The sequence below is a fragment of the Streptomyces sp. NBC_00887 genome, assembly GCF_045207585.1.
Genome location: NZ_CP108791.1, coordinates 1 through 19,563, shown reverse-complemented (window position 1 = coordinate 19,563; position 19,563 = coordinate 1). Strand labels below are relative to the sequence as shown.

Sequence of the window (19,563 nt, the reverse complement as noted above, 5' to 3'; positions counted from 1 at the left end):
TCGGACGAACGGTGACTGTGGCTCACCGTGGGTGCGGTCACGATGGAGGTCAAGCCCCGTTCGTTGGCCTCGTCCACCTGGTGATCACCCGCAGCTCCCGTTGAGGTGCGGGCCAGATCTGCAGGCGGATGCCCTCGGGGGCGAACCCTTCCGGGTCCGCGGCTGCAACCGCCAGGCCGCTGCGGGAGACACGGACACGCATCCATCCGGCCGGGACGTCGAACCGGGCAGCGTCAGGCAGGTAGTCGCTGCACCTCAGGATGGTCAGGCGCCCGGAAGGGACATGGACGCTCGCCTCCACCACATGGTCGAAGTGGGCAGAGTCGTCCTTGGGCTCGCCCTCCAGGATGTCCACGGCAACGATGACGTCCATGTTGTTGACCGCGCTGAACGCCAGGATGTCCTCCGCGGTGGCGAGGGCATCGAACAGAGCCTGTGCCGTCCATGCGCCACCCACATCACTGTCGGAGTGCTCGTCCCTCACATGGATCTGGTGGTAGTCGGCGAAGAGTTCCAGATGCGTCGTCACCAGGACCTTGTCCCCCCAACCAGGTGAGGGGAAGAGCGACCCTGGGGATCTTCACGAATCCTCATCAGCACCCCTTTGCCGTGTTCGTCCGCCGCTCTTGACGCCGAGCTGCACGCCGCTTTGGCCGCTTTCGACGCTGCGGCCGCTCCGTGGCGTGAGGCCCTCGAGGACCTGGACAAAGACGTCCTCGCCGAGGCCGCCGCCGAAGCGCGGGCCTTCGGCGCCGGCCCGGCGGCCGCCGTCGACGAGCTGGTGCGCGGCCTGCTCGGGCAGTTGGCCGACTGGCAGCAGTCGATCGGCGAGCTGGGCCGCGCGCTCACCACGGCAACTGAAGGCCGACCGCTACCCGGCTGGTCTACCGACGCCCGGCCGCACCGAGGACATCGGGTGGCGCCAGGCCCGCACCACGCTGCTCGAGGCCGTCGCACGCCACCACCACGCTCACCTGCTCGCCGCCATCGTCGAGCTCGGCGGTGAGCTGAAGCTCCCAGCTACCCGTAACGGGCGCTTCAGGGGCGCGGTCCTCCCAGAAGGCTGCGCGGTCAGCGCCGGCCGCCGCCGATGCGGCGGTCGTCGGCCAGCGCGGTCAGCGGGCCGAACTCGCGGGCAAGCTGGTTCCACGTCAGAACCTCGCCACAGCGGGCCGGGAACTCCTTCGGGTTGAACTCGGGCATGGTCCAGGTGCCAGTGCCCCGGTCCCGCAGCCACAGGTCCCCGTCACCGTCGACCACAGTCGGCGGGACCGGTACGGGCTCGGCCTGATCGGTGGGCTCCCAGGTGACCCGGCCCGGGTGGGAAACGCGGCGCAGCTCGGTGGTGGCCAGCCGCGCGGCCAAGTCACGGGTGGACTCTTCGGCGTCCTTGACCGACGCGAGTCGGAATGCGTCGTCAAGTACAGGCAGGGCTGGATTCTTGCTGCGCTTTGAACTCATACGCTGACTACCTCCGGTGGGGGCGTCACATCCGTTATGGCACCCCGTAGAGGAACACGGTATCCGAGGCGAGAGCCGGGCCGGCCACGACCACTGTCCAGGCGGAGGCGCTGGCACACCGGGCGGCGGGGGCTAGGACCCGGTCCGCCAGCGGCAGGCACCACGGGCGCCCTCCACCGGGGCCGTTTCCTCCCCGCTCCCGTACTACCTTCACCAACTTCTCGAACCGGCCCATTCGCAAGCCGGTGAACGTCTCCACCCACAACGGCTCAGCCCGCAACACCCCACCCATACAAGAGGAATGCCCTATCTCAGGTGTTCTGCAACAACCTTTAGGGCGTTTCTTTTGGATCATCTGGAAACGGCCCGCGCTGTTGCATGTCAGGCCAGCTGGAAGCCGCTCCGGAAGACACCGCCGTACTCCCCAGGCGTCTCCCAGCAGGTGTAATGGCGGCCAAGGAGGTCGGGCAGGTCGATCTCCAGTTGCTCCGCCAAGTCGGCGGCACCGGTCTGGCGGATCCGAGAGGGGGCATCGGCAGCTTGAAACAGGGCCGAGGCGCCGCGCAGTTCGACTACCACGTACTCCACACGCTTGCCCGTGCTGCCGACTACGGGTTCCTCGTGGTGCTGCTCATGCCGGGGATTCACAGTCTGCCCGCAGAGCCCGCAGCGCAGGTCGTCCTGTGATGTATCCACGGCAGGCATCGTACAGCTCGCTCGAATACGTGTGGCCACCAGTCATCCTCACCCCAGAACGCCCGGGCATCGGCTCGCCGAACGCCCCACTCCCACCACTGATCCGAATGAAGCGCCCCAGCCCTGCGCTTCGGTCGATCGTCTGCTGAGATCTGGGGTCGGCCGCCGCTGTTCGTGCTTGTTGGTTTCAGCCGCTGATGTCAGCCCACCGTGGTGGTCTTGACCTGGCGAGACGCTGTGGCATCAGCTCCCTGAGAGTTAAGATCCGCTGCCGACCTGCGGGAAGTCCGAATGGGCGGCTTCCAGGGGGTGTGAAGTGGCTGGAGCAGTCAGGGTGCCGCGTGTGCAGGCCCGGTTTGCCTGCGGCGCGCTGGCCGCGCTCGCGCTGGTGACTGTCGCGGCCGGGCTGGCAGCGTGGCACAAGTACCAACTGCTGGCGGGACCGCTGGCGCCGAGACCGTACGTCGACAACCCATTGGTCGAGGTCGACACGTATTTCAGAAACCTGATGGGCTGGCGGACGGGGCTGTTCCTCGCTGCCCTGTTCCAGTTCAGTATCTGGCTCGCCAACACGCGCGATCTCGCGGATGTGCTCTGGCACCAGGGGCAGCGCCGGCACAGAGCGTGGCTGGTCTTCGGCTGGGTGATTCCGCTGGGGCAGCTCTTCATACCCAAGATGTTCGTCAACGACCTGTGGGCTGCCAGTCGGCCGGAATCGCAGCGCCGTCGCGGACATCCCCTGCTCACGGCATGGTGGCTGTCCGTCCTCGTCGCGGCGAACGCATACGACGATGCCCCCAAGGCACTGAAGGAGGCGGCCACCGCTGGCCAGGCTCGCCATGCCCTGCGCCAGATCATGTTCAGCGATGGTCTGGACATCTGTGCCGCTGCGCTATCGATCGTCGTCGTCTGGCAGCTCATTCGCAGGTTGGAGCGCGCCACACTGACTGCGATGGTGCCCGCTGAGGTCTGCCCGACGGGCCAAGATTCGTAGATCTAGCCAGAACGGCCAGCGACGGCCATCAGGCGCTCCCCCGGCCGAGGGTGCGTGGACCAGCCGCCGACTACGTGGGAGAGGCGAAAGGGTTCCCGTCGAAACCCGTTGGGCCGCTCCACTGCGCCCCCGGAAGCAGGACTGGCGTCCAATCCGGGCCGCGGTGGTCCAGCCACCACCTGCCGATGGTGCGTTCCTTCTCCTCGAACTCGCGATCCCAACAGAGGAACCCGGTGATCGGTGCCCGAAGGCGAGTACGACGGCCACCCGCTTCATAGATCACAACGATTTGGGCCCCCTGGAAGCGCTCGACGCGGATGGCCTGGACGTTCGACCACTGGATGGTCCGGCGGCGGAGGCTGTGCACGATGGCTGTCGACTCCGTGAGAGTGACGCCGAAGTACTGCCAGAGGATCAGCAGCACGAGCGGCAGGGCTCCCCACGTACCCAATGACTCGGCTATCTCAGACCCGTCGAGCTTCCCGGCCACCCAATCGACGACCCTCGTGCCCACGGCGACGACAAGGAGGGGCAGAACAGGCAGTACCCGTTGGAGACGCGTATACCGGTAACGGATGCGCTCCGGCTTAGCCTCGACCTGCAATTGCTCCACCAATACCCGCCCCTCACACAATGCAGCCACCGTCGGCACGTGATCGCCAGGGCAGCATCGCGGACCGGGGACGCGCTGTCCATCGCCTACGGCGGCCGACCGAGCGGGCCAGCAGGGTCATTCGGCTTCCGCCGCCCCCATCTCAACCCATCACTCACCCCGGCTTCCATCCCGTCCGCCTTCGACCCACACACCGTGGAGCGGTCGTGGTTCAGGGCGTCAAGGTGGAGCGCCACCGTACGAACGAACGCCCTGGGCCGCGACTGCTCGGCTTTGCCTGGGTCGAAGGTGGCCGGGATGGGAGCCCACGACGCTCACCACGAATCCGTCGGCACCCGCGAGCGGCGCCCCTCCCATCCCGGAGTCTGAGCGGCCCCTGGCGGAGGCATCTCTTTGGCCCGCGGATCGTTCTCGACCCATGCCCTCGGGCCTATCGACTGTGGGCGCGCGTCGGCGGCGGCAGCGCCTCCTGTGTCGTGCTCGCCACGCAGATCGAGGCCCAGGTGTGGCTCCGTGGACTCATGCTGATCGCAGTAGGTGTGGTGCTCGTGACGGTCGCCACCACAAGGCCGGACGAAGCGATCGGAACGACCGGCGCCGAGGAGGCGGCCGGCGCGGGCGTTACCGAACCGAAGTAGACCGCCCACCGCACTTTCGGTCGTCCGGAAAGGCGTCCGCGCGTACGTGGGGCATAGGGCTGCTGCTCACCCGGTAGGGGTCGCCCGACGGGCGATCGGCGGGGCTGACGCGCAGGGTGAGCGGCCCCACCCACTCGTAACCCATGCGCTCGCCATGGCGAGCCAGGTCATCGGTGAGAGCCTCCCCCACGTTGCCACCGCTCCGCCGCACCAACTCCTCGTGCACCCGGGCGTCCAGTTCCACGTCGTAGGCGTTCGGCGCGACCACTCTGCTCTCGCTGCACACGATGGCCCGGGAATCGCACTCACGTCGCAGCGCTTCGAGCAGTTCGACGGGCTCGTGGCGGCGAGCCCGGGAGACCAGAGCACCTTCCCAGCGCTCCAGGGCTCGTTCCCAGCGTGTCAGTCCTCCCTTGGCCATCGGCCTGCCCTCCCGGTCCCCCCTCACCGGCGCCCGCGCAGCCGACCTAGGAGGCCGCGGGCCTGGGAGCGCTTGCGCGGGTCGGCGGCGACTCGTCGGGCCAACACGGTGGCCCGACGTCCCTGCGGGCTGCGGGTGAACTGCTTGATGCGCATGACCAATCCGGACATGATTCCCTCTCCTTCACACTGTGTACCGTTCGCCTACCCGATGCCACCGTGGCGATGTGTGGCGGAGCGCCGAGAAATCGGACGGCCGAAAGCGGCGCGCAGCCGGGCAGTCACCACGTCCTCCTCGCCTCGCGGGTCCCCGTAACGGAGTAGGCCTGCTGCTGGGCGCCCGCTTCGGCCTCCCATCGGGCTGAGGCCCTCCTTGCGGCTTCCTCGGCTTCCTGGGCGTCGATGAGGCAGGCCGGGCACAGTGCGTCACCCGCTGCGGGGATCAGCTGCCGGCACGAGGGCTCCCCGCAGTCCTTGAGTCGCCCCGTGCGGCCTTCAGCCGCCGCTGGGGGGCGAGGCGGAGTGGATGCTGCCTGAAGATCCTCCCTGCGGTCAAGAGCTGGTGTCTGGGGCCGGCTCCACGAGGAGATCTTGCACCGCTTGGACGACGCCGGCCAGCTCGACCTGTCCCGGGCCTACCCCGAAGCGCGGCGGCAGGGCCCGCCAGGCGCATCCACTGACCAGGACGTAGATGATTGCGGCGAACAGCGTCTCATCAGGCGTGTCCTGCGTCCCGCCGCCCTGCGGCCGCACCTTCGACGGTGGGATCAGCGGCTCCGCGATCTCCCACAGCCCGTCCGGAACGATCCAACTCCACGTACCCCGCCCCATGCTCAGACCAACGAGCCCAACGACTCGACTCCCTTGCGGGCGATGCGCACGCCGATGTGCTTGCCCCATAGCCACTTCCGCAGGTGGGGGCCGTCATATGCCTTGTCTGCGTGGAGACGCTGGGGCTGGAAGTACCGGCCCCGGTTAGAGCCGCCTACCTGCCCGACTTCCTCACCCCGCACGAGTCCGCGGACGGACTGGAGCCGGGGCTCACAGCGATCCGCAACACCCCTCCCGCCCGCGTCACCCACGAGATGGACCTGCTGGCCCGGATCAGCGGCGCCCCCAGCTGGGCGCCCAGGCTGGCGGAACGCGACAGTCTGGACGAACTGGTCCAAGTCCTGCGTGCCTACTACCACGCCGTCATCGCACCCCATGACGACCGCATGTGCGAATCAATCGCGGGCGAACGCGGACTCCTTGCCCGTGCGACCCTCGACAGCGGCATCGGCGGACTGCTCGCCGGCCTCTGCCCCTCCATGCGCTGGCGCCCGCCGGTGCTGCACGTCGACTACGTCGAGGACCGCGACTTGCACCTCGAGGGACGCGGACTGCGCCTGGTGCCGTCCCATTTCTGCTGGCAGCTACCGATGTCCCTGGCCGACAACACCATGCGGCCGGTGCTGGTCTACCCCGTCCACGGCGCCCGGCTCCCCGAGCCCGCACGACCCGATGTCGCCCTGGGCGCACTGCTGGGCAGAACCCGGGCCACAGCGCTGCGCACTCTCGCCCTCGGCTCCACGACCTCGGAGCTCGCCCGCACCCTGGGCGTGTCTCCCGCCACGGCCACGCACCACACGACGGTCCTGCGCGACGCCGGACTGATCACGAGCCGACGTGTGCAGAACACCGTCCTGCACATCCTCACGCCCCTCGGGGCGACGATGCTCCGCGGCCCCGCATCAGCGCCCTGCGCGGCGAGGTCCGGCCGACGCTAGATCCAGCTCCGACAGTCCGAGACGGCATCGACTTCCTCAGTGGCCACAGCCAGCACCAGGAACCGCAGGAACGGGACATTCCACCGCCTGGCGAGGCACTTTCGACCGTGCTCGAAGGTCGTGGTGCCCGGGGGACCCGCGATGCGACTGTTTCCCGCAGCACCACCCGGGCCGGCGACAACCGACAGCCCACCACGACCGAAACAGGGGACAGCCATGCTGAAGAGATCTCGCATCCACCGGACACTCACGGCCGGAGCACTCACCTTCGTCACGGCCGCGACCGGTATCGCCCTCGCACCCGTAGCGTCAGCCGCCCCCAGGCCTGTGTCGGTTCGTCGCTGACCACCGGCGACTACGAGGGAGTCGGCACGGTCCGCGACAAGCCGCCAGCAGCACCTGCGGCGACCTCAACCTGACCTACTCCTACAACAGCACATCCGCAATCTACGACTTCTACGCGGGCCGTCTGCGCCGCTCCAACGGCACCTGGTTCACCTGTTCCGCGGGGTACGTCTACGCCGAGGACGGTTACCACAGCATCAACGACGAGGACTACTGGCTGTGCACTGACGTCGGCGACAACACACCGTTCACCGTGGCTAGTTGGAACGGTTCCGGCGACACGGTCACGATCACCCACTGACCGCGACACACCGAGTCCGGGGTGCCGCAGGCGCACAGCGGCCGGCGGTACCCGGGGCGATCCCAGGAAGGACGGACGTGACCCGCAGGACTCTCGCGCGCACCGCCGCTGCGGCAGCCACCGTGCTACTCGCCGCCGCGTGCAGCACGGCCGTCGGCGCGTCCGGCGAACAGCAGCCCGCCCCGCAGGGGCCCGGGCGCCTCACCCACGCCCTGCCGGACGACCCGGTGCGCATGGTCCTGCCCTCGACGGGGGCCGAGACCCGGTGGAGCCAGGGCCTGAACGTCTTCGGACAACAGGTGGCCCTGGCCGCCGCCGACGAGTGCGCCCGTGAAAGCGGCTTCGGCCTTACCGAAGAGATCCCTCTGGCGTTCATCCCGTTTGGTGACCTGCCCGACCTCGAGTTCCTCGACCGACACGGCTTCGGGCAGAGCCCCGATGTCCCCGCCGGCGCAGCAGAGCCCGCTCCGGCCCGGTCCGGCGGCGCAGCAGAGGTCGGCCGCTGCCGCACCGCAGGGGCGACCGCCGCCGAGCAAGTGACGAAGGTCTACCAGCCGCTGCGGCAGGCGTGGTTCGGCGAGCTGGCCACCGCGGCAAAACGTACACCCGCCGCCGTCCGGGCCCTTCGGGACCTGCCCGGCTGTCTCACCGACCAAGGCTACGCAGTCGCCGACCAGAAAGCCTTCTTCTCGCTCGTCGACCGTCGCCTGATGAGCGCCCCTGCCGCCGACCTCACCCGCGTGAACAGCAAACTCGGCCACGCCTACGCCACCTGCATGCGCCCGCCCCGTCGAGGCCGCTCGCGAGCCGACCCGCCGGCACCTGCGGGAACGCTTCTTCGCCAAGCACGCCGAGGAGATCCGTGACCTGCGCGCCGCCCTTGTCCCGGCCCTCCGCCATGCCGAGAAGCGCTACGGCGTGCCGCTCGCCTTCCCGGCGCCGTGATCCGCTGAGTGCGGCGCATCTGCCGAGCCACCGCCCCACCGCCCACCGCGGCGCAACTCGACCGCCACCTCCCCGGCCAGGACACCGGCGCGCTGTGCCCGTAGCCCTGACCCTGGCACGCCGCCAGCACGGTGTGCTCCCCGGTAAGCGGTCCGTGGCTGGCACCACCGCCCAGGGCGACCGGGTGATCTTCGGGAACACCGTGGCTATCCCGACGCAGAGCACGCTCAGCGCACTGGTCGCTCCCTGCCGGAGAGCTCACGATGAGGGCCGTCCATGGCTGCCCCCGCCTCGGCCCTCATCGTGACCGCCATGCGGGCGACACACCGCGACCGAACGCGGCCGTCTCGCAGCGCCCAGCCACAGCGGAGGGGCACCTGCCGTCCCATCGCCGCCCGCACACCCCGCTCCAGATACGCATGAACTCGGCACCCAAGAAGGAGACACGTTGAAATCTTTCATCCGCACGCTCAGCCCAGGGCTGCTCGGCAGACTGCTCGTGGCTGTTGTCGCCCTCGTCGTCCTGCCCTGGCAGGCCGCGGCGCCGGCCGCCGCGGCGGCCCCGCCCATCGCCTTCCAACTGCCCTTCACCTGCGGCCAGCAGTGGCGACTCGACACCTGGGCGCACGCGCCCGCGCTCGACATGGTTCGCGAGCCCAACCAGGTCGGCACAGAAGGAGCACCGCTGCTGGCTCCGGCCTCCGGCACGGTCCGGCAGTCCTTCTACCACTCCAATGCCGGCAACGTGATCCAGATCAACCACGGGCAGCGCTACTTCACCACATACCTGCACCTGCAGAGCCGCGATGTCAGCGTCGGCCAGACGGTGCAGCGCGGCCAGCTGATCGGCCGGGTCGGCAGGACGGGGCCTACCTCGAACAACCACCCGCACCTGCACTTCGAGCTCGCCTATGACGCCGACAACAACGGATCCGCCACCTGGGGCAACTCCACCTCCGAACGGATCCGCCCCTGGTTCAACGGCGTCGAGTACGGCCAGGCCAACGGCCAGACCTGGCGGAACGTCACCAGCAACAACTGCGGCGGCACACCAGCGCCCACCTGCAGCGGCGTCAACCTCGACTTCACTGCGTACCCCCTCATCCAGCAGGGCTCCACCGGCAGTCTGGTCAAGGCGGCGCAATGCCGGCTGATCGCCGCCGGACACAATCCGGGAGAACCCGACGGCGACTTCGGGCCCAACACCGAAACGGCGACGATCGCCTTCCAGTCCGCCCGGGGCCTCACGGCCGACGGTGACATCGGCCCCAGGACCTGGACGGCCCTGCTGTCGTACGGCTCGACACCGGCGCTGCAAGACGGCTCGACCGGCGCGGACGTCAGCCGACTGCAGCGAGCACTGACCGCGGCACTCGGCCGCACCGTGGGCATCGACGGCGACTTCGGCCCCAACACCGAACAAGCCGTGCGCGACTACCAGACCACCCGCAGCCTCGGCGTCGATGGCGACGTCGGCCCGCAGACCTGGGCAGCCTTGCAGGCCGGACGATAAACCACCCTCGTGGGCGGGGAAGCACGGCAACTCCGCCCACGACCGGCGTCGGATCGGCCGCGAGGACATCCGGTTCAGAGAATGGAGGCCGGCGTCGCGGTGATCCTGGAGAGATCTTGCACGAGGCCATGCCGCAGAACCGAAGCTGAGGCGATCGTGCGGGTGCCGCGTTGCGCGGGGGACCACATGGAACTACTCCTGCGGGCGCGGGGACGACGCGCGGCAGCGGTCGCGCTCGGCGCTTTGGTGCCGACCCGAGCCGCCCGGCTCTTGAAGAGACCACCGCTGACCGGCACCCCTGGTTCATACCCAACGACCTGTTCTACGGGGTCGGATCAGCCCCTGACATGGCCTACTGGTTCTACCTCCGCTCCCGTGCTGTGAGAGGCCTTCAGGATGTCAGTCGAAAAAGCCACTCATTCGTCAGTGGCGATCCGGAGTCGATGGGCCTTTCGCCTTGTCATCGGCTGCATCAGGCACGGGTGGTGGTGGCGCTTTTACTGACAAGAAGTGGCGTTTTCGCGCTGTCATTCAAGTGGCGTCTCCTATACGTCTCGAGGCCTCGACCATGTCGATGCCCCGGCGTGGAGGGCGCGGACCGCTCCGGCGGTTTCAGGCTTCCCGCCAGCAAGTCGACGCGCCGCGTGAACAGCTCGCGTCTTGTTGGTCAGAGCCTCCGGGCCGGACAGCGCTCCGTCCCCGGTCCTCCCGAAGCAGCGGAGCGACCGGGAGCCTTGTGGGACCTCGCCACTACCAGCAGGCCCGCCTGCGCCACAGCCGCGGCGAACAACCACCCAGCCCGGCGACAGGGGCTGCCCACACTGCCGACCGGCGAACGGATCCGGGAGCGCCGTCTCCGTATGGGCCGAACCCAGGCAGCTGTGGCCGGCCCGTGCGGGATCACCACGGACTACCTCTCCGAGATCGAGCGTGGGCTGAAAATCCCGTCCAGCCAGGTGATCGCTCGATTGTCGACCGAGCTCCAGGTCCCGGTGGGATACCTCCTCGGCGACGTCCAACCGACCCGGGCCACCTCGAAGCCCATGGCCGGGGCCGATGTCGTGCGCGCCCTCCGGCCCGACCGTAGAGCTGCCGCTTGATCTTCTTGATGCGGTTCACGGCACCCTCGATACTGCCCGAGGGCCGTTTCCACTGGGATGAGCAGGCTGACGAGAGGCATCGCGAACGGCTGCATGGCGAGCTGGTCGCCGAGCGGGCTCCCGTCACCTACGGCATGGTCCGAGCCCACATCGCCACCTTGCGCGGGGCTCCGTCCGAAGCGCCGCCGCGGGTACAGGGAGGGGCGGCCGCCGGTAGAAGCCGATGGTCCAGCCTGCTGGGCCGGGGGCGGTTGTCGCGGATGGTGTCCTGCCAGCGTGCGGCGTTCGCGTACCGGAGCACGGTGTTCAGGCCCCAGCCCAGGTGCCGGGCGATCGCCCGGCGTGAGTGGCCCTGGGCGAGCATCTCGTGGACCAGGGCGTGTGCGGCCTTCTTCCGTTCGGCCCGCCGGCCGATGGGTGCCGAATCGTCCTGGGGCCGGCCGGAAGCCCGTCCGGTGGCTGCCGGCTGCATGCCGCTGGGCGTCGGGTTGCGCAGGCAGTCGCGGTGGGCGGCGACGCAGGTTTCCACGGCCCGGCCGAGGCCCTGCCACAGATGGAACCGGTCGGCGACCTGCAGAGCGTCGGGGGCTCCGCGTCGGGCGCCCTCGGCGTAGGCGCCGGCCCGGTCCCGGCAGATGATCTCCACGCCGGGATGGCGGTTCAGCCAGGCGGCTAGCGGCCCGGCTTCCCGGGTCGGGAGCACATCGACCACCCAGTGGTCTTCGACGCTGGTCAAGACGGTGGAGTAACTCTGGCCGCGGCGGATCGCGAAGTCGTCCACGCCCAGCACCCGCGGCGTGCTGAACCGTGGATCGGGCAGTGCCATGACCCTGCGCAGTAGGGTCATCCGTCCCGCACCGAAGCCGAGATGGGCCGCCAGTCGAGCGCCAGCTCGCCCTGCCAGGGCGAGCCCCACTTGCCCAAGTGCGTGGTTGAGCCGCGTGGTGAACCGCGCGTGCGGGACAGCCAGCCGGGAGAACGGCTCGGCGAAGGTCCGGCGTGGGCAGTCCGCAAACCCGCAGATGAAGCGTCGGACCGTCAGCCGGATCACAAAGCCCTGGTCAGCAAGCGGAAGGTCCCTCAGCCTGCGCTGGTAACGGTCGTGGACTCGGCCCGAGAAGCGGCCGCAGTCCGGACATGCGGCGCCGCCCGCACGGCCTCTCGCCACCACCTCGACCGTGCCGAACGCGGCCGTAACCGCTTCGACCTCCACCTCGCCGATCCCTTCGAACACCAGTGAATCCCAGAACAGCGCGTCGGTCTGCATGGCCAGCACCGACACCGTCCACAGCCGACCACAGCAGCGAATGGGAGGAACCTGAGGGAGCGTCACTTCCGGCGGTCAGGTGACAAGGCGTACGCCGTTTCGCACGAGCCAGTCACTCGCTATCGAACAACGATGTCACGCTCCGCGACGGCTCCCCAAGATCTGTGCCAGAACCCACTACTGGCCATGGCAGGGGGTGGTTCAGTTTGGGCATGGGGTGTGTGGTGGCTGGTCGGGTAGGTATACCGAGCGTTCCTGAGCGGTGAGGTCGCGGTTGACGGTGCGGCAGATCTTGCTGATGGCTGCGTCGGGGGTCGGTAGTGCCACGTTCCACAGACGTGTGGTCTGGTCTGCGCTGCCGGTTGCCAGGGTGCGGCCGTCCGGGCTGAAGGCCATCGCGAGCACGGCGTCGGTGTGGCCGGCGAGTGTGGCAAGGATGCCGCCCGTGGCGGCGTCCCACAGCCGTACCGTGTGGTCGTCGCTGCTGGCGGTGGCCAGGGTGCGTCCGTCAGGGCTGAACGCCACGAAGAACACAAGACTAGTGCGCCCGGGCAGGCTTCTGCGGAGGCGACCTGTATCCGCGTCCCACAACTGCACCATGCCATCGGAAGGTGCCGTGGCCAGGGTCCGTCCGTCCGGACTGAACGCCAGGGAGAACATGGGGTTGGTGTGCCCGGACAGGTCTGTGCGGTGGTGCCCGGTGCGGGCGTCCCACAACCGCACCCTGCGGTCTTGGCCACCAGTAGCGAGGGTGTGTCCGTCTGGGCTGAACGCCACGGCGAGCACAGTGTCGCTGTGGCCGTGCAGCTTCTTGAGGAGGCGCCCTGTGTCCGTATCCCACAGCCGTACCGTGTGGTCATCGCCGCCACCGGTGGCCAGGGTGTGCCCGTCAGGGCTGAACGCCACGGAGGCCATTGTTCCACTGGTCCGATTGCCAAGGCTTGTGCGGAAGGTGCCGGTGTCGGCGTCCCACAACTGCACCATGCCGTCCGAGAATGCGGTGGCAAGGGTGTGCCCGTCCGGGCTGAAAGCCACCGAGACCACCATCGAGAAGTCCACGTTCTCACGCTGCTTGGCCAGCCTGCCGCGGATCCTCCCGTTGGCCGTGTTCCACAACCGCACTATGCCGTCGTTGCTCGCGGAAGCCAGGGTGCGCCCGTCCGGGCTGAAAGCCACCGAGGCTATTGCCGCGTGAGGCCCAGAGAGTACGGCCTGAGCCTGACTGGCCGTCATGTCCCACAGGCGTACGGTCTGATCTGCGCTGCCGGTGGCCAGGCTGCGGCCGTCCGGGCTGAACGTCATCGAGAGCACGGTGTTGCTATGCCCTGCAAGCGTGGTCAGAGCTCCGCCTGTGCTCACGTCCCATAACCGCGCCGTGCGGTCCTGGCCACCACCGGTGGCCAGGCTGCGGCTGTCCGGGCTGAACGCCATCGAGACGATACTGGTGGTCCGTTCGCCAAGGCTTCGGCGGAGGCTGCCTGTGTCCGCGTTCCATAGCTGCACCATGCCCTCAGAAGGTGCGGTGGCCAGGGTGTGTCCGTCTGGGCTGAACACCACCGAGACCGTCCCGGTGGTCCGTTCGCCAAGGCTTCGGCGGAGGCTGCCTGTGTCCGCGTTCCATAGCTGCACCATGCCCTCAGAAGGTGCGTTGGCCAGGGTGTGTCCGTCTGGGCTGAACGCCACCGAGACCGTCCCGAAGGTCCGAGGGCCGAAATCTCTGCGGAGGCTGCCAGTGTCCGCGTTCCATAACTGCACCGTATTGTCGGCACGGGCGGTGGCCAGGGTGTGTCCGTCTGGGCTGAACGCCACCGAGACCGTCCCGAGGGTCCGAGCGCCGAAACTTCTGCGGAGGCTGCCTGTGTCCGCGTTCCATAACTGCACCCCGTGCTCGCCGCCGGTGGCCAGGGTCTGCCCGTCCGGATTGAAGGCGACGGATTTCACAGATCCGGTGGATGGAGGCAGGCTTTGACGGAGGCGGCCTGTGCTCGTGTCCCACAACCGCACCGCGTTGCTGCTGCCCGACCGCACCGCATTGCTGCTGCCCAACTGCCTCGTGCCACTGTCACCAATTGTGGCCAGAGTGTGCCCGTCGGGACTGAACGTCACGGCGACTACTGCGGAGCCGGGGTAGGCAGTGATGCGGCGCTGGAGAGGCATGGTGGCAGCGGTGTTAAGGCTTTCCACGGCCTGAGATGTTGGGCTGCTTTGGTAGGCCCGGATGGCCAATAGCGAGGCGAGATCAGAGTTTGTCCCTATGAGTGAGGCGGATTGAGCGGCGAGCTGCCGGGACAGGGCCACCTGCTGCGCGGTATTGGCAGCCTGCCGCTGCCGGTCACTGACCCGGCTCTGATTCCACGCGATCAGACCCGCGGTCACGGCAAGGACCAGGAAGACGGACAGGGTGGCACTGAGCGTGCGCAAGCGCCGGGTGGTACGCGCTGCGGCACGCTCCTCCTGCTCGCGCGCAGAAAGACCAGCAGTGAGGAAGGCCTGCTCCAGGTCGGTCAAGTCTGCGGGGTGCGCACCGCTGAAGTGTTCCTGAGCTGTCGCGAGCCGGCTGCCCCGATACAGCGCACCCGCCTCCCGCCCCAGCTCCTCCCAGGCGCGTGCCGCTTCCGTCAGTTTGCGGTGCGTGCGCAGGCGCTCACGGTCCTCCTCGATCCACCCGCGCAGCCGCGGCCAGGCGGTTAGCAGTGCTTCGTGGGCGATCTCGACGGTGTCATGGTCCAGGGTGAGCAGGCGCGCTGTGGCGAGGGCCTCGATGACGGGGCCGATGTCCTGCTGGCCGGTGTCCTGGAGTTCGGTGCGGTCGGCGGGGCGTCGGGTGTCGGGGGTGCCGTCGCCGGGAGCGACCAAACGCAGCAGCACCCTTCGGGCCGCGGCCGCCTGGGGCTGGGTGAACTGGTTGTAGAGGTCTTCGGCGGTCTTGGCGATCGCGCCGTCCAGAGCCCCGGCAGCCTCGTAGCCGTCCAGGGTCAGGGTTTTGCCCCGGCGGCGGCGCCAGGTTTCCAGCAGCACGTGGGAGAGCAGCGGCAGCCCACCCGGCGCGTCGGTGACCTCGGTGACGAGCCGGGCGGCCAGCGCACGCTCCACCGTCAGGCCGTCGGCTGCGGCCGGCTTCACGATGGCCTCGCGCAGTTCCGCCGGGCTCATCGGACCGGCCAGCACATTCGCGTCGCCCAGTGCGTCGGCCAGGTCGCGGTGTTCGGCGCAGCGGCCGTAGAAGTCGGCGCGCACCGCGATGAGGACCCGTAATCGGCTGCCGGGCGTCCGGGCGGTCAGGAGCAGATCCAGGAAGCGGGCGCGCTCGGCCGAGTCCTGGCAGAGAGTGAAGACCTCCTCGAACTGATCCACGATCACCAACGTGTCCGCCCCGGCGCTGTCGGGACCGGTGCCGGTCGGGTCGAGGAGGTGGGCATGGGCGCGCGCGGGGCGCTCTCCGGGGGTCAGGATCCGGATCGCCGCCGGACGCAGGCTGGCATCCTGCGAGTTTTGCAGGGCGGGGATCAAGCCCGCGCGCAGCAGTGAGGACTTACCGCTGCCAGATGGCCCGAACACCGCCGCGAACCGCCGACCCCGCAGCAGATCCAGCAAATCGGCGGTCAGCCGCGCACGGCCGAAGAACCGGGCGCTGTCGCCCGTCTCGAACCGGGCCAGCCCCCGATACGGCGACTCCCCGCCCTCCCCCTCCTCTGCCAAACCGGCGGCGGTCTCCTCCACGGCCTGCTTCCACCGGGCCTCCCACTCCACCGCATCACCCCCGCACGCCGCCACGTAGGCCAGCACCACTGGCAGCGTCGGCAACTGCTCACCGCTGGCCGCCTGCGACAACGTCGTCACCGAATAACCCGCACGCTCCGCCAGCACCCGGTAGGTGATCCCGCCCGCCTCGTCCCGCAGCTTGCGCAATTCGAACGCGAACCGCTGCACCGGACCCGCCTCCGGATCCACCGGCACCTCACGACGCCCCGCCATCTCCCCCACCCCCAGCCGCCCCCACACAAGGGCTGGCGGCGGCCAACCTACGCACTCCCACCACACCCGCCAAGATCACGACCGGCCATTGTTCGGCCGCCACAACACCCCTGCCAAACAATGCGACAACCGCTCAACTCGGTAATGCAACGCCGGGGAGCCCACCAGCGCCCCGGCACGGTGAAGGAAAAGAAGAGCACTATCCAACTCGAGGAGATGACCTTCCATGACCACAGAGACCTCATACGAAACGCCCATGCTCGCCGAGATCGGTGACTTTGCCGACGTCACCCGCGCCACCTACCGCGGCTTCTGGGTGGACTTCATCGGCGGCTGGTGGTTCTGATCCGCCCTGGGCGGAGCTGAGCACCTGCTCTGAACGCTCCTGAGCGGCGGCTGGCACGGAGACGATCCGTGCCAGCCGTGCGTCTCCCCTATCTCTTACTCATTTACTGAAGGGACCGGCATGGAATTCTTGGTACTTCCCGACCATCCGGGCGGCGCTGCAGCCCTGGCGCTCGCGCCAGCTGCCGGACCCCCACTAACGAAGGTAATTGAGCACCACTCGGGGCGGCCGTGGATTGTGGGCTGCTGGAACGAAGAGGACGTCGTGGTCACCGCTGCGGGCCCGCATCGCGTCGCTCTGCTCGGCCGCACCAATGCGGACGCAGCCGTCCTCACCCGGCGGCTGTGCAACGTCCGGTCGGTCCGCGACCTCGACGGCCTAGCCGCAACGGCCGCTGGAAGCTTCCACCTCGTGGCGTCGATTGACGGAGAGGTGCGCGTCCAGGGCACGCTGTCGGCAGCGTGCCAGGTCTACTACGCCACGGTTGCCGGAGTGACCCTGGCCGCCGACCGCCCCCAAGCGCTGGCCGACCGGCTCAGGGCCGGCATCGACGAGGAACAGGTGGGGCTGGCGCTGCTGTCACCCTTCGGGCCGCCGTGGCCGTTGAGCGAGCGGGGCCTGTGGCGCGGCGTGCGTGCTCCCCGGACCGGGCATTGTCTTGAGATCGGCCGGGACGGCACAGGGCGTACCCGTCAGTGGTGGACTGCTCCGGATCCGGACCGCCCGCTGGGCAACGGCGACATGATCCGGCAGGCGCTGACTGAGGCGGTGGCGACCTGTACTGCGGGCCAGGAGGTCGTCAGTGCCGACCTGTCCGGCGGCCTGGACTCCACCAGCCTGTGCTTCCTGGCCGCCGCTGATCGCCACGACGTCGGCCTTGTGACAGTCCACTACCAGGCGCTGGGCCGGTCCAGTGACGATCGATACTGGGCCCGCCAGGCCGAGGCCGCTTTGTCGGGAGCCCGGCACCTTTTGGTCGCCCCCGGTCAGGCCCCGGACTGGTACGCGCCGCTCGCCCACGCCGTCCATGACCGAGAAGGCCCCCTGCCGTTCGTACGGTCTCGCGCGACCACCGAGCACTTGGCCCGGCTTGCCGCAGCGCACGGCTCGCGACACCATCTCCAAGGCATCGGCGGTGACGAGCTCTTCCACCCCAGCCCGATGGCTCTGCACGCCCTCGCCCGACGGCACCCCCTCGCCGCCCTACCCCATTTGCGCGCCCTGCGCTCCATGCGCCGCTGGTCCCTGCCTGCCACCGCCCGCACCCTCGCCTCCGCACCCTCGTACGCGCAATGGCTGTCCGCCTGCACCAACTCCCTTGCCGACGGACGAGATTGGGGCTCCGGAGCAGACTGGGAGCCGCTGCCAAAACTCCCGCTCTGGGCCACCCCGCACGCCGCGGCGACTGTCCGGCGTCAACTCCTCGCCGCCCTCGCCGCCACCCCGCAGCCGCTGGCTACCCTGCCCGTCCAGCACGAGATGATCCGACTCACCCGCATCAACGGCAGCGCCACCCGCCGCAACTCTCATATCGGCGCTCATACCGGCGTCACTTTCCACGCACCCTTCACCGACGACCGCGTCCTTGAGGCCATGTTGGCGGTACGGCTGGAGGACCGGATGGCCCTGGGCCAGTTCAAGCCCGTGCTCGGCACGGCCCTGCGCGGCATCGTCCCCGCCGGCCTGCTCAGCCGCACGACCAAGGGCGACGCGAGTGCCGAGCTCTACGCGGGACTGCGCCGTCGGCGCGGCGAACTCCTCAAGCTCATGGACGACTCCCATCTGGTCCGCATGGGCCTCGTCGACGCCGACGTCCTACGCACCGTCCTGCGCGCCCTTCACACCGACACCCGGCCCCTGATGCCCCTGGACTCCACCCTCGCCTGCGAATTGTGGCTGCGCACCCTGTCCCCGGCTGACACCGCCCGGGACACCGCCGTCCTCATCCCAGCCCCACGAATTGTCAAGGAAATACGATGACCTTCGCCCTGGCACCTGACGTGTCCGTCACCGACACCGAGTACGGAACGGTCCTGCTCAACGAACGCACCGGCCGTTACTGGCTGCTCAACGACACCGGCGCCATGGTCCTGCGCGCCCTGCTCGACGGTACGTCTTCCCAGGGCATCGTCGCGAGCCTGTGCCAACGTTTTCCCGACGCTGGAACTGCCCAGGCTGAACAGGACGTCGAGAACCTGCTGCACGCCCTTCGCGTTGCCAAGGTGGCCGCGTCATGAGCGGCCAGGTCCTGACTCTCGAACCGTCCACCGCCGTGCGGTGGCACCAGCGCCCCGCCGCCCTGGCCACAGTGGCCGCCGCCCGGCTGCTGGCCCGCGTACCGCCGCGACGCCTGCGCCAGGTCCTCGAACTCGCGAGCCGGGGCGCCCGTCCAGCCGACCTGCCCCAAGCGGTGCGGGCCCGCAACGCCGTCGTGTCCGTCAGCGTCGCCATCGCCGGGCCGCGCTGCCTAGAACGCTCCATCGCTACCGCGTTGCTGTGCCGCCTGGGCGGCACCTGGCCACAATGGTGCACCGGCGTGACCACCCAGCCCTTCGCCGCGCATGCCTGGGTCGCCGTGAACGGCACCCCGGTCGGCGAGGACCCCGACGCCGTCGCCGACTTCCACCTGGTGATGTCCGTTCCGGCCCGCCAATGACCCCCCGCATACCCGATGGCCTTGGTCAAAGCCGCAGGCACCCGCATCCTGGCAGCGGGCTGACAAGCGAAGCTCCCCGTCCCCGCGGCGGATGCGATGGGTGCGTATGTCCTTGACCTGGCCGGAGCCTTCACACGGAGCGCGCCCTGCCGAGCCGTTGCCACCTGTTCTTCGCTGCGCAGGCGTGACCGCCTGGTGCGCGGCGAGTGCCAGGTGGAAGCCGGGTGAGGCCATGTCGCGGGTCTTCACTGGCGCTTTTGGCGCGGTCGGATCCGCAGCCGGGGTGGTGCCCGCCGCCGGGGCAGTCGGGGCGGCCGTCGCTCCGACGGGCAGGGCCCGGACCGTACGGACTGCTTCCGGGCCCGCCGCGTCGTTGGCCGCGCGGATGATCCGGGACGTGATCAGGCGCAGCTGGGTGGCGTGGGCGGGCGAGTCGGGGCGCAGGTCCAGTGGCCCGGTTTCTGCGTGGAAGGCGACGGCCTGGACGTGCTCGGGCAGTTGCGGGTGAGATGGCGGCCGCGGTG

At 69.2% G+C, this 19,563-nt stretch carries 17 protein-coding genes and 4 pseudogenes; 11 read left to right on the top strand and 10 right to left on the bottom strand.

Annotated elements, in window-relative coordinates:
• Window positions 1–49 precede the first annotated feature (49 nt).
• The 4 genes and pseudogenes from OG844_RS46905 to OG844_RS46890 all read right to left on the bottom strand — a co-directional run bounded on the left by OG844_RS46905 (window position 50) and on the right by OG844_RS46890 (window position 2,157).
• A complete protein-coding gene (locus OG844_RS46905) occupies window positions 50–529 on the bottom strand; it encodes a hypothetical protein (protein ID WP_331726359.1) in 480 nt (159 codons plus the stop codon).
• Between the two features lie 542 nt (window positions 530–1,071).
• Window positions 1,072–1,461: a hypothetical protein gene (locus tag OG844_RS46900; protein WP_079403197.1), complete on the bottom strand. Its 390-nt coding sequence runs from the start codon at window positions 1,459–1,461 to the stop codon at window positions 1,072–1,074.
• A 124-nt stretch (window positions 1,462–1,585) separates the two neighbouring features.
• Window positions 1,586–1,753, bottom strand: a pseudogene (locus tag OG844_RS46895) (IS5/IS1182 family transposase); the annotation flags it as partial.
• Window positions 1,754–1,842: 89 nt separating this feature from the next.
• On the bottom strand, window positions 1,843–2,157 hold the full coding sequence (locus OG844_RS46890) for a hypothetical protein (protein WP_406396532.1): 315 nt from the start codon (window positions 2,155–2,157) through the stop codon (window positions 1,843–1,845).
• Window positions 2,158–2,491: 334 nt separating this feature from the next.
• Between OG844_RS46890 and OG844_RS46885 the strand changes: the two genes are divergently transcribed.
• Window positions 2,492–3,151 (top strand): DUF4328 domain-containing protein, encoded by a 660-nt coding sequence (locus tag OG844_RS46885; RefSeq protein ID WP_406396530.1) that lies wholly within the window; start codon window positions 2,492–2,494, stop codon window positions 3,149–3,151.
• Window positions 3,152–3,221: 70 nt separating this feature from the next.
• On the opposite strand, the gene OG844_RS46880 is transcribed toward OG844_RS46885, so the two are convergent.
• Window positions 3,222–3,764, bottom strand: coding sequence for a hypothetical protein (locus OG844_RS46880; RefSeq protein ID WP_406396529.1), 543 nt, complete (start codon window positions 3,762–3,764; stop codon window positions 3,222–3,224).
• Between the two features lie 476 nt (window positions 3,765–4,240).
• Between OG844_RS46880 and OG844_RS46875 the strand changes: the two genes are divergently transcribed.
• Entirely contained in the window at window positions 4,241–4,402 is a 162-nt protein-coding gene (locus OG844_RS46875; RefSeq protein ID WP_331726339.1) for a hypothetical protein, read from the top strand.
• Here the strand turns inward: OG844_RS46875 and OG844_RS46870 are convergent.
• The 3 genes and pseudogenes from OG844_RS46870 to OG844_RS46860 all read right to left on the bottom strand — a co-directional run.
• A complete protein-coding gene (locus OG844_RS46870) occupies window positions 4,386–4,823 on the bottom strand; it encodes an FhaA domain-containing protein (RefSeq protein ID WP_331726337.1) in 438 nt (145 codons plus the stop codon). The genes OG844_RS46875 and OG844_RS46870 overlap by 17 nt on opposite strands.
• Window positions 4,824–4,846: 23 nt before the next feature.
• Window positions 4,847–4,993: a hypothetical protein gene (locus OG844_RS46865; protein WP_351169038.1), complete on the bottom strand. Its 147-nt coding sequence runs from the start codon at window positions 4,991–4,993 to the stop codon at window positions 4,847–4,849.
• 465 nt (window positions 4,994–5,458) lie between these two features.
• Window positions 5,459–5,653 (bottom strand): annotated as a pseudogene (locus tag OG844_RS46860) (transposase); the annotation flags it as partial.
• A gap of 110 nt (window positions 5,654–5,763) precedes the next feature.
• Here OG844_RS46860 and OG844_RS46855 point away from each other — a divergent pair.
• The 5 genes and pseudogenes from OG844_RS46855 (at window position 5,764) to OG844_RS46835 (ending at window position 10,795) form a co-directional block, all read left to right on the top strand.
• The gene (locus OG844_RS46855) at window positions 5,764–6,591 is read left to right on the top strand and encodes a helix-turn-helix domain-containing protein (protein WP_331726335.1); all 828 of its coding nucleotides are present in this window, start codon (window positions 5,764–5,766) and stop codon (window positions 6,589–6,591) included.
• Window positions 6,592–7,314: 723 nt separating this feature from the next.
• Complete coding sequence (locus OG844_RS46850) at window positions 7,315–8,103, top strand: hypothetical protein (protein WP_331726333.1); 789 nt, start codon at window positions 7,315–7,317, stop codon at window positions 8,101–8,103.
• A gap of 722 nt (window positions 8,104–8,825) precedes the next feature.
• Window positions 8,826–9,086, top strand: a pseudogene (locus OG844_RS46845) (M23 family metallopeptidase); the annotation flags it as partial.
• Window positions 9,087–9,227: 141 nt separating this feature from the next.
• Window positions 9,228–9,695 (top strand): annotated as a pseudogene (locus tag OG844_RS46840) (peptidoglycan-binding domain-containing protein); the annotation flags it as partial.
• 347 nt (window positions 9,696–10,042) lie between these two features.
• Window positions 10,043–10,795, top strand: a complete 753-nt coding sequence (locus OG844_RS46835) for a helix-turn-helix transcriptional regulator (protein ID WP_331726331.1) — start codon at window positions 10,043–10,045, stop codon at window positions 10,793–10,795.
• Window positions 10,796–10,922: 127 nt separating this feature from the next.
• Here OG844_RS46835 and OG844_RS46830 read toward each other — a convergent pair whose 3' ends face one another.
• The gene (locus tag OG844_RS46830) at window positions 10,923–12,077 is read right to left on the bottom strand and encodes an ISL3 family transposase (RefSeq protein ID WP_331726329.1); all 1,155 of its coding nucleotides are present in this window, start codon (window positions 12,075–12,077) and stop codon (window positions 10,923–10,925) included.
• A 186-nt stretch (window positions 12,078–12,263) separates the two neighbouring features.
• Window positions 12,264–16,037: a helix-turn-helix domain-containing protein gene (locus tag OG844_RS46825; RefSeq protein ID WP_331726327.1), complete on the bottom strand. Its 3,774-nt coding sequence runs from the start codon at window positions 16,035–16,037 to the stop codon at window positions 12,264–12,266.
• Window positions 16,038–16,263: 226 nt separating this feature from the next.
• On the opposite strand from OG844_RS46825, the gene OG844_RS46820 reads away from it, so the two are divergent.
• The 4 genes from OG844_RS46820 to OG844_RS46805 all read left to right on the top strand — a co-directional run bounded on the left by OG844_RS46820 (window position 16,264) and on the right by OG844_RS46805 (window position 19,039).
• Window positions 16,264–16,383, top strand: coding sequence for a lasso RiPP family leader peptide-containing protein (locus OG844_RS46820; protein WP_331726325.1), 120 nt, complete (start codon window positions 16,264–16,266; stop codon window positions 16,381–16,383).
• 264 nt (window positions 16,384–16,647) lie between these two features.
• Window positions 16,648–18,363, top strand: a complete 1,716-nt coding sequence (locus OG844_RS46815) for an asparagine synthase-related protein (protein ID WP_406396526.1) — start codon at window positions 16,648–16,650, stop codon at window positions 18,361–18,363.
• Window positions 18,360–18,620 (top strand): lasso peptide biosynthesis PqqD family chaperone, encoded by a 261-nt coding sequence (locus tag OG844_RS46810; protein ID WP_331726321.1) that lies wholly within the window; start codon window positions 18,360–18,362, stop codon window positions 18,618–18,620. The genes OG844_RS46815 and OG844_RS46810 overlap by 4 nt, the downstream gene beginning before the upstream one ends.
• Complete coding sequence (locus OG844_RS46805; RefSeq protein ID WP_331726319.1) at window positions 18,617–19,039, top strand: lasso peptide biosynthesis B2 protein; 423 nt, start codon at window positions 18,617–18,619, stop codon at window positions 19,037–19,039. Before OG844_RS46810 ends, OG844_RS46805 begins: the two co-directional genes overlap by 4 nt.
• Window positions 19,040–19,563: the final 524 nt, after the last annotated feature.

Excerpts from the sequence above, each read along its gene's own strand:
- OG844_RS46900 (WP_079403197.1), bottom strand. The coding sequence starts at position 1,461 with ATGAGTTCAAAGCGCAGCAAGAATCCAGCCCTGCCTGTACTTGACGAC.
- OG844_RS46870 (WP_331726337.1), bottom strand. The coding sequence starts at position 4,823 with ATGGCCAAGGGAGGACTGACACGCTGGGAACGAGCCCTGGAGCGCTGG.
- OG844_RS46865 (WP_351169038.1), bottom strand. The coding sequence starts at position 4,993 with ATGTCCGGATTGGTCATGCGCATCAAGCAGTTCACCCGCAGCCCGCAG.
- OG844_RS46835 (WP_331726331.1), top strand. The coding sequence starts at position 10,043 with ATGGCCTACTGGTTCTACCTCCGCTCCCGTGCTGTGAGAGGCCTTCAG.
- OG844_RS46825 (WP_331726327.1), bottom strand. The coding sequence starts at position 16,037 with ATGGCGGGGCGTCGTGAGGTGCCGGTGGATCCGGAGGCGGGTCCGGTG.
- OG844_RS46820 (WP_331726325.1), top strand. The coding sequence starts at position 16,264 with ATGACCACAGAGACCTCATACGAAACGCCCATGCTCGCCGAGATCGGT.
- OG844_RS46810 (WP_331726321.1), top strand. The coding sequence starts at position 18,360 with ATGACCTTCGCCCTGGCACCTGACGTGTCCGTCACCGACACCGAGTAC.
- OG844_RS46805 (WP_331726319.1), top strand. The coding sequence starts at position 18,617 with ATGAGCGGCCAGGTCCTGACTCTCGAACCGTCCACCGCCGTGCGGTGG.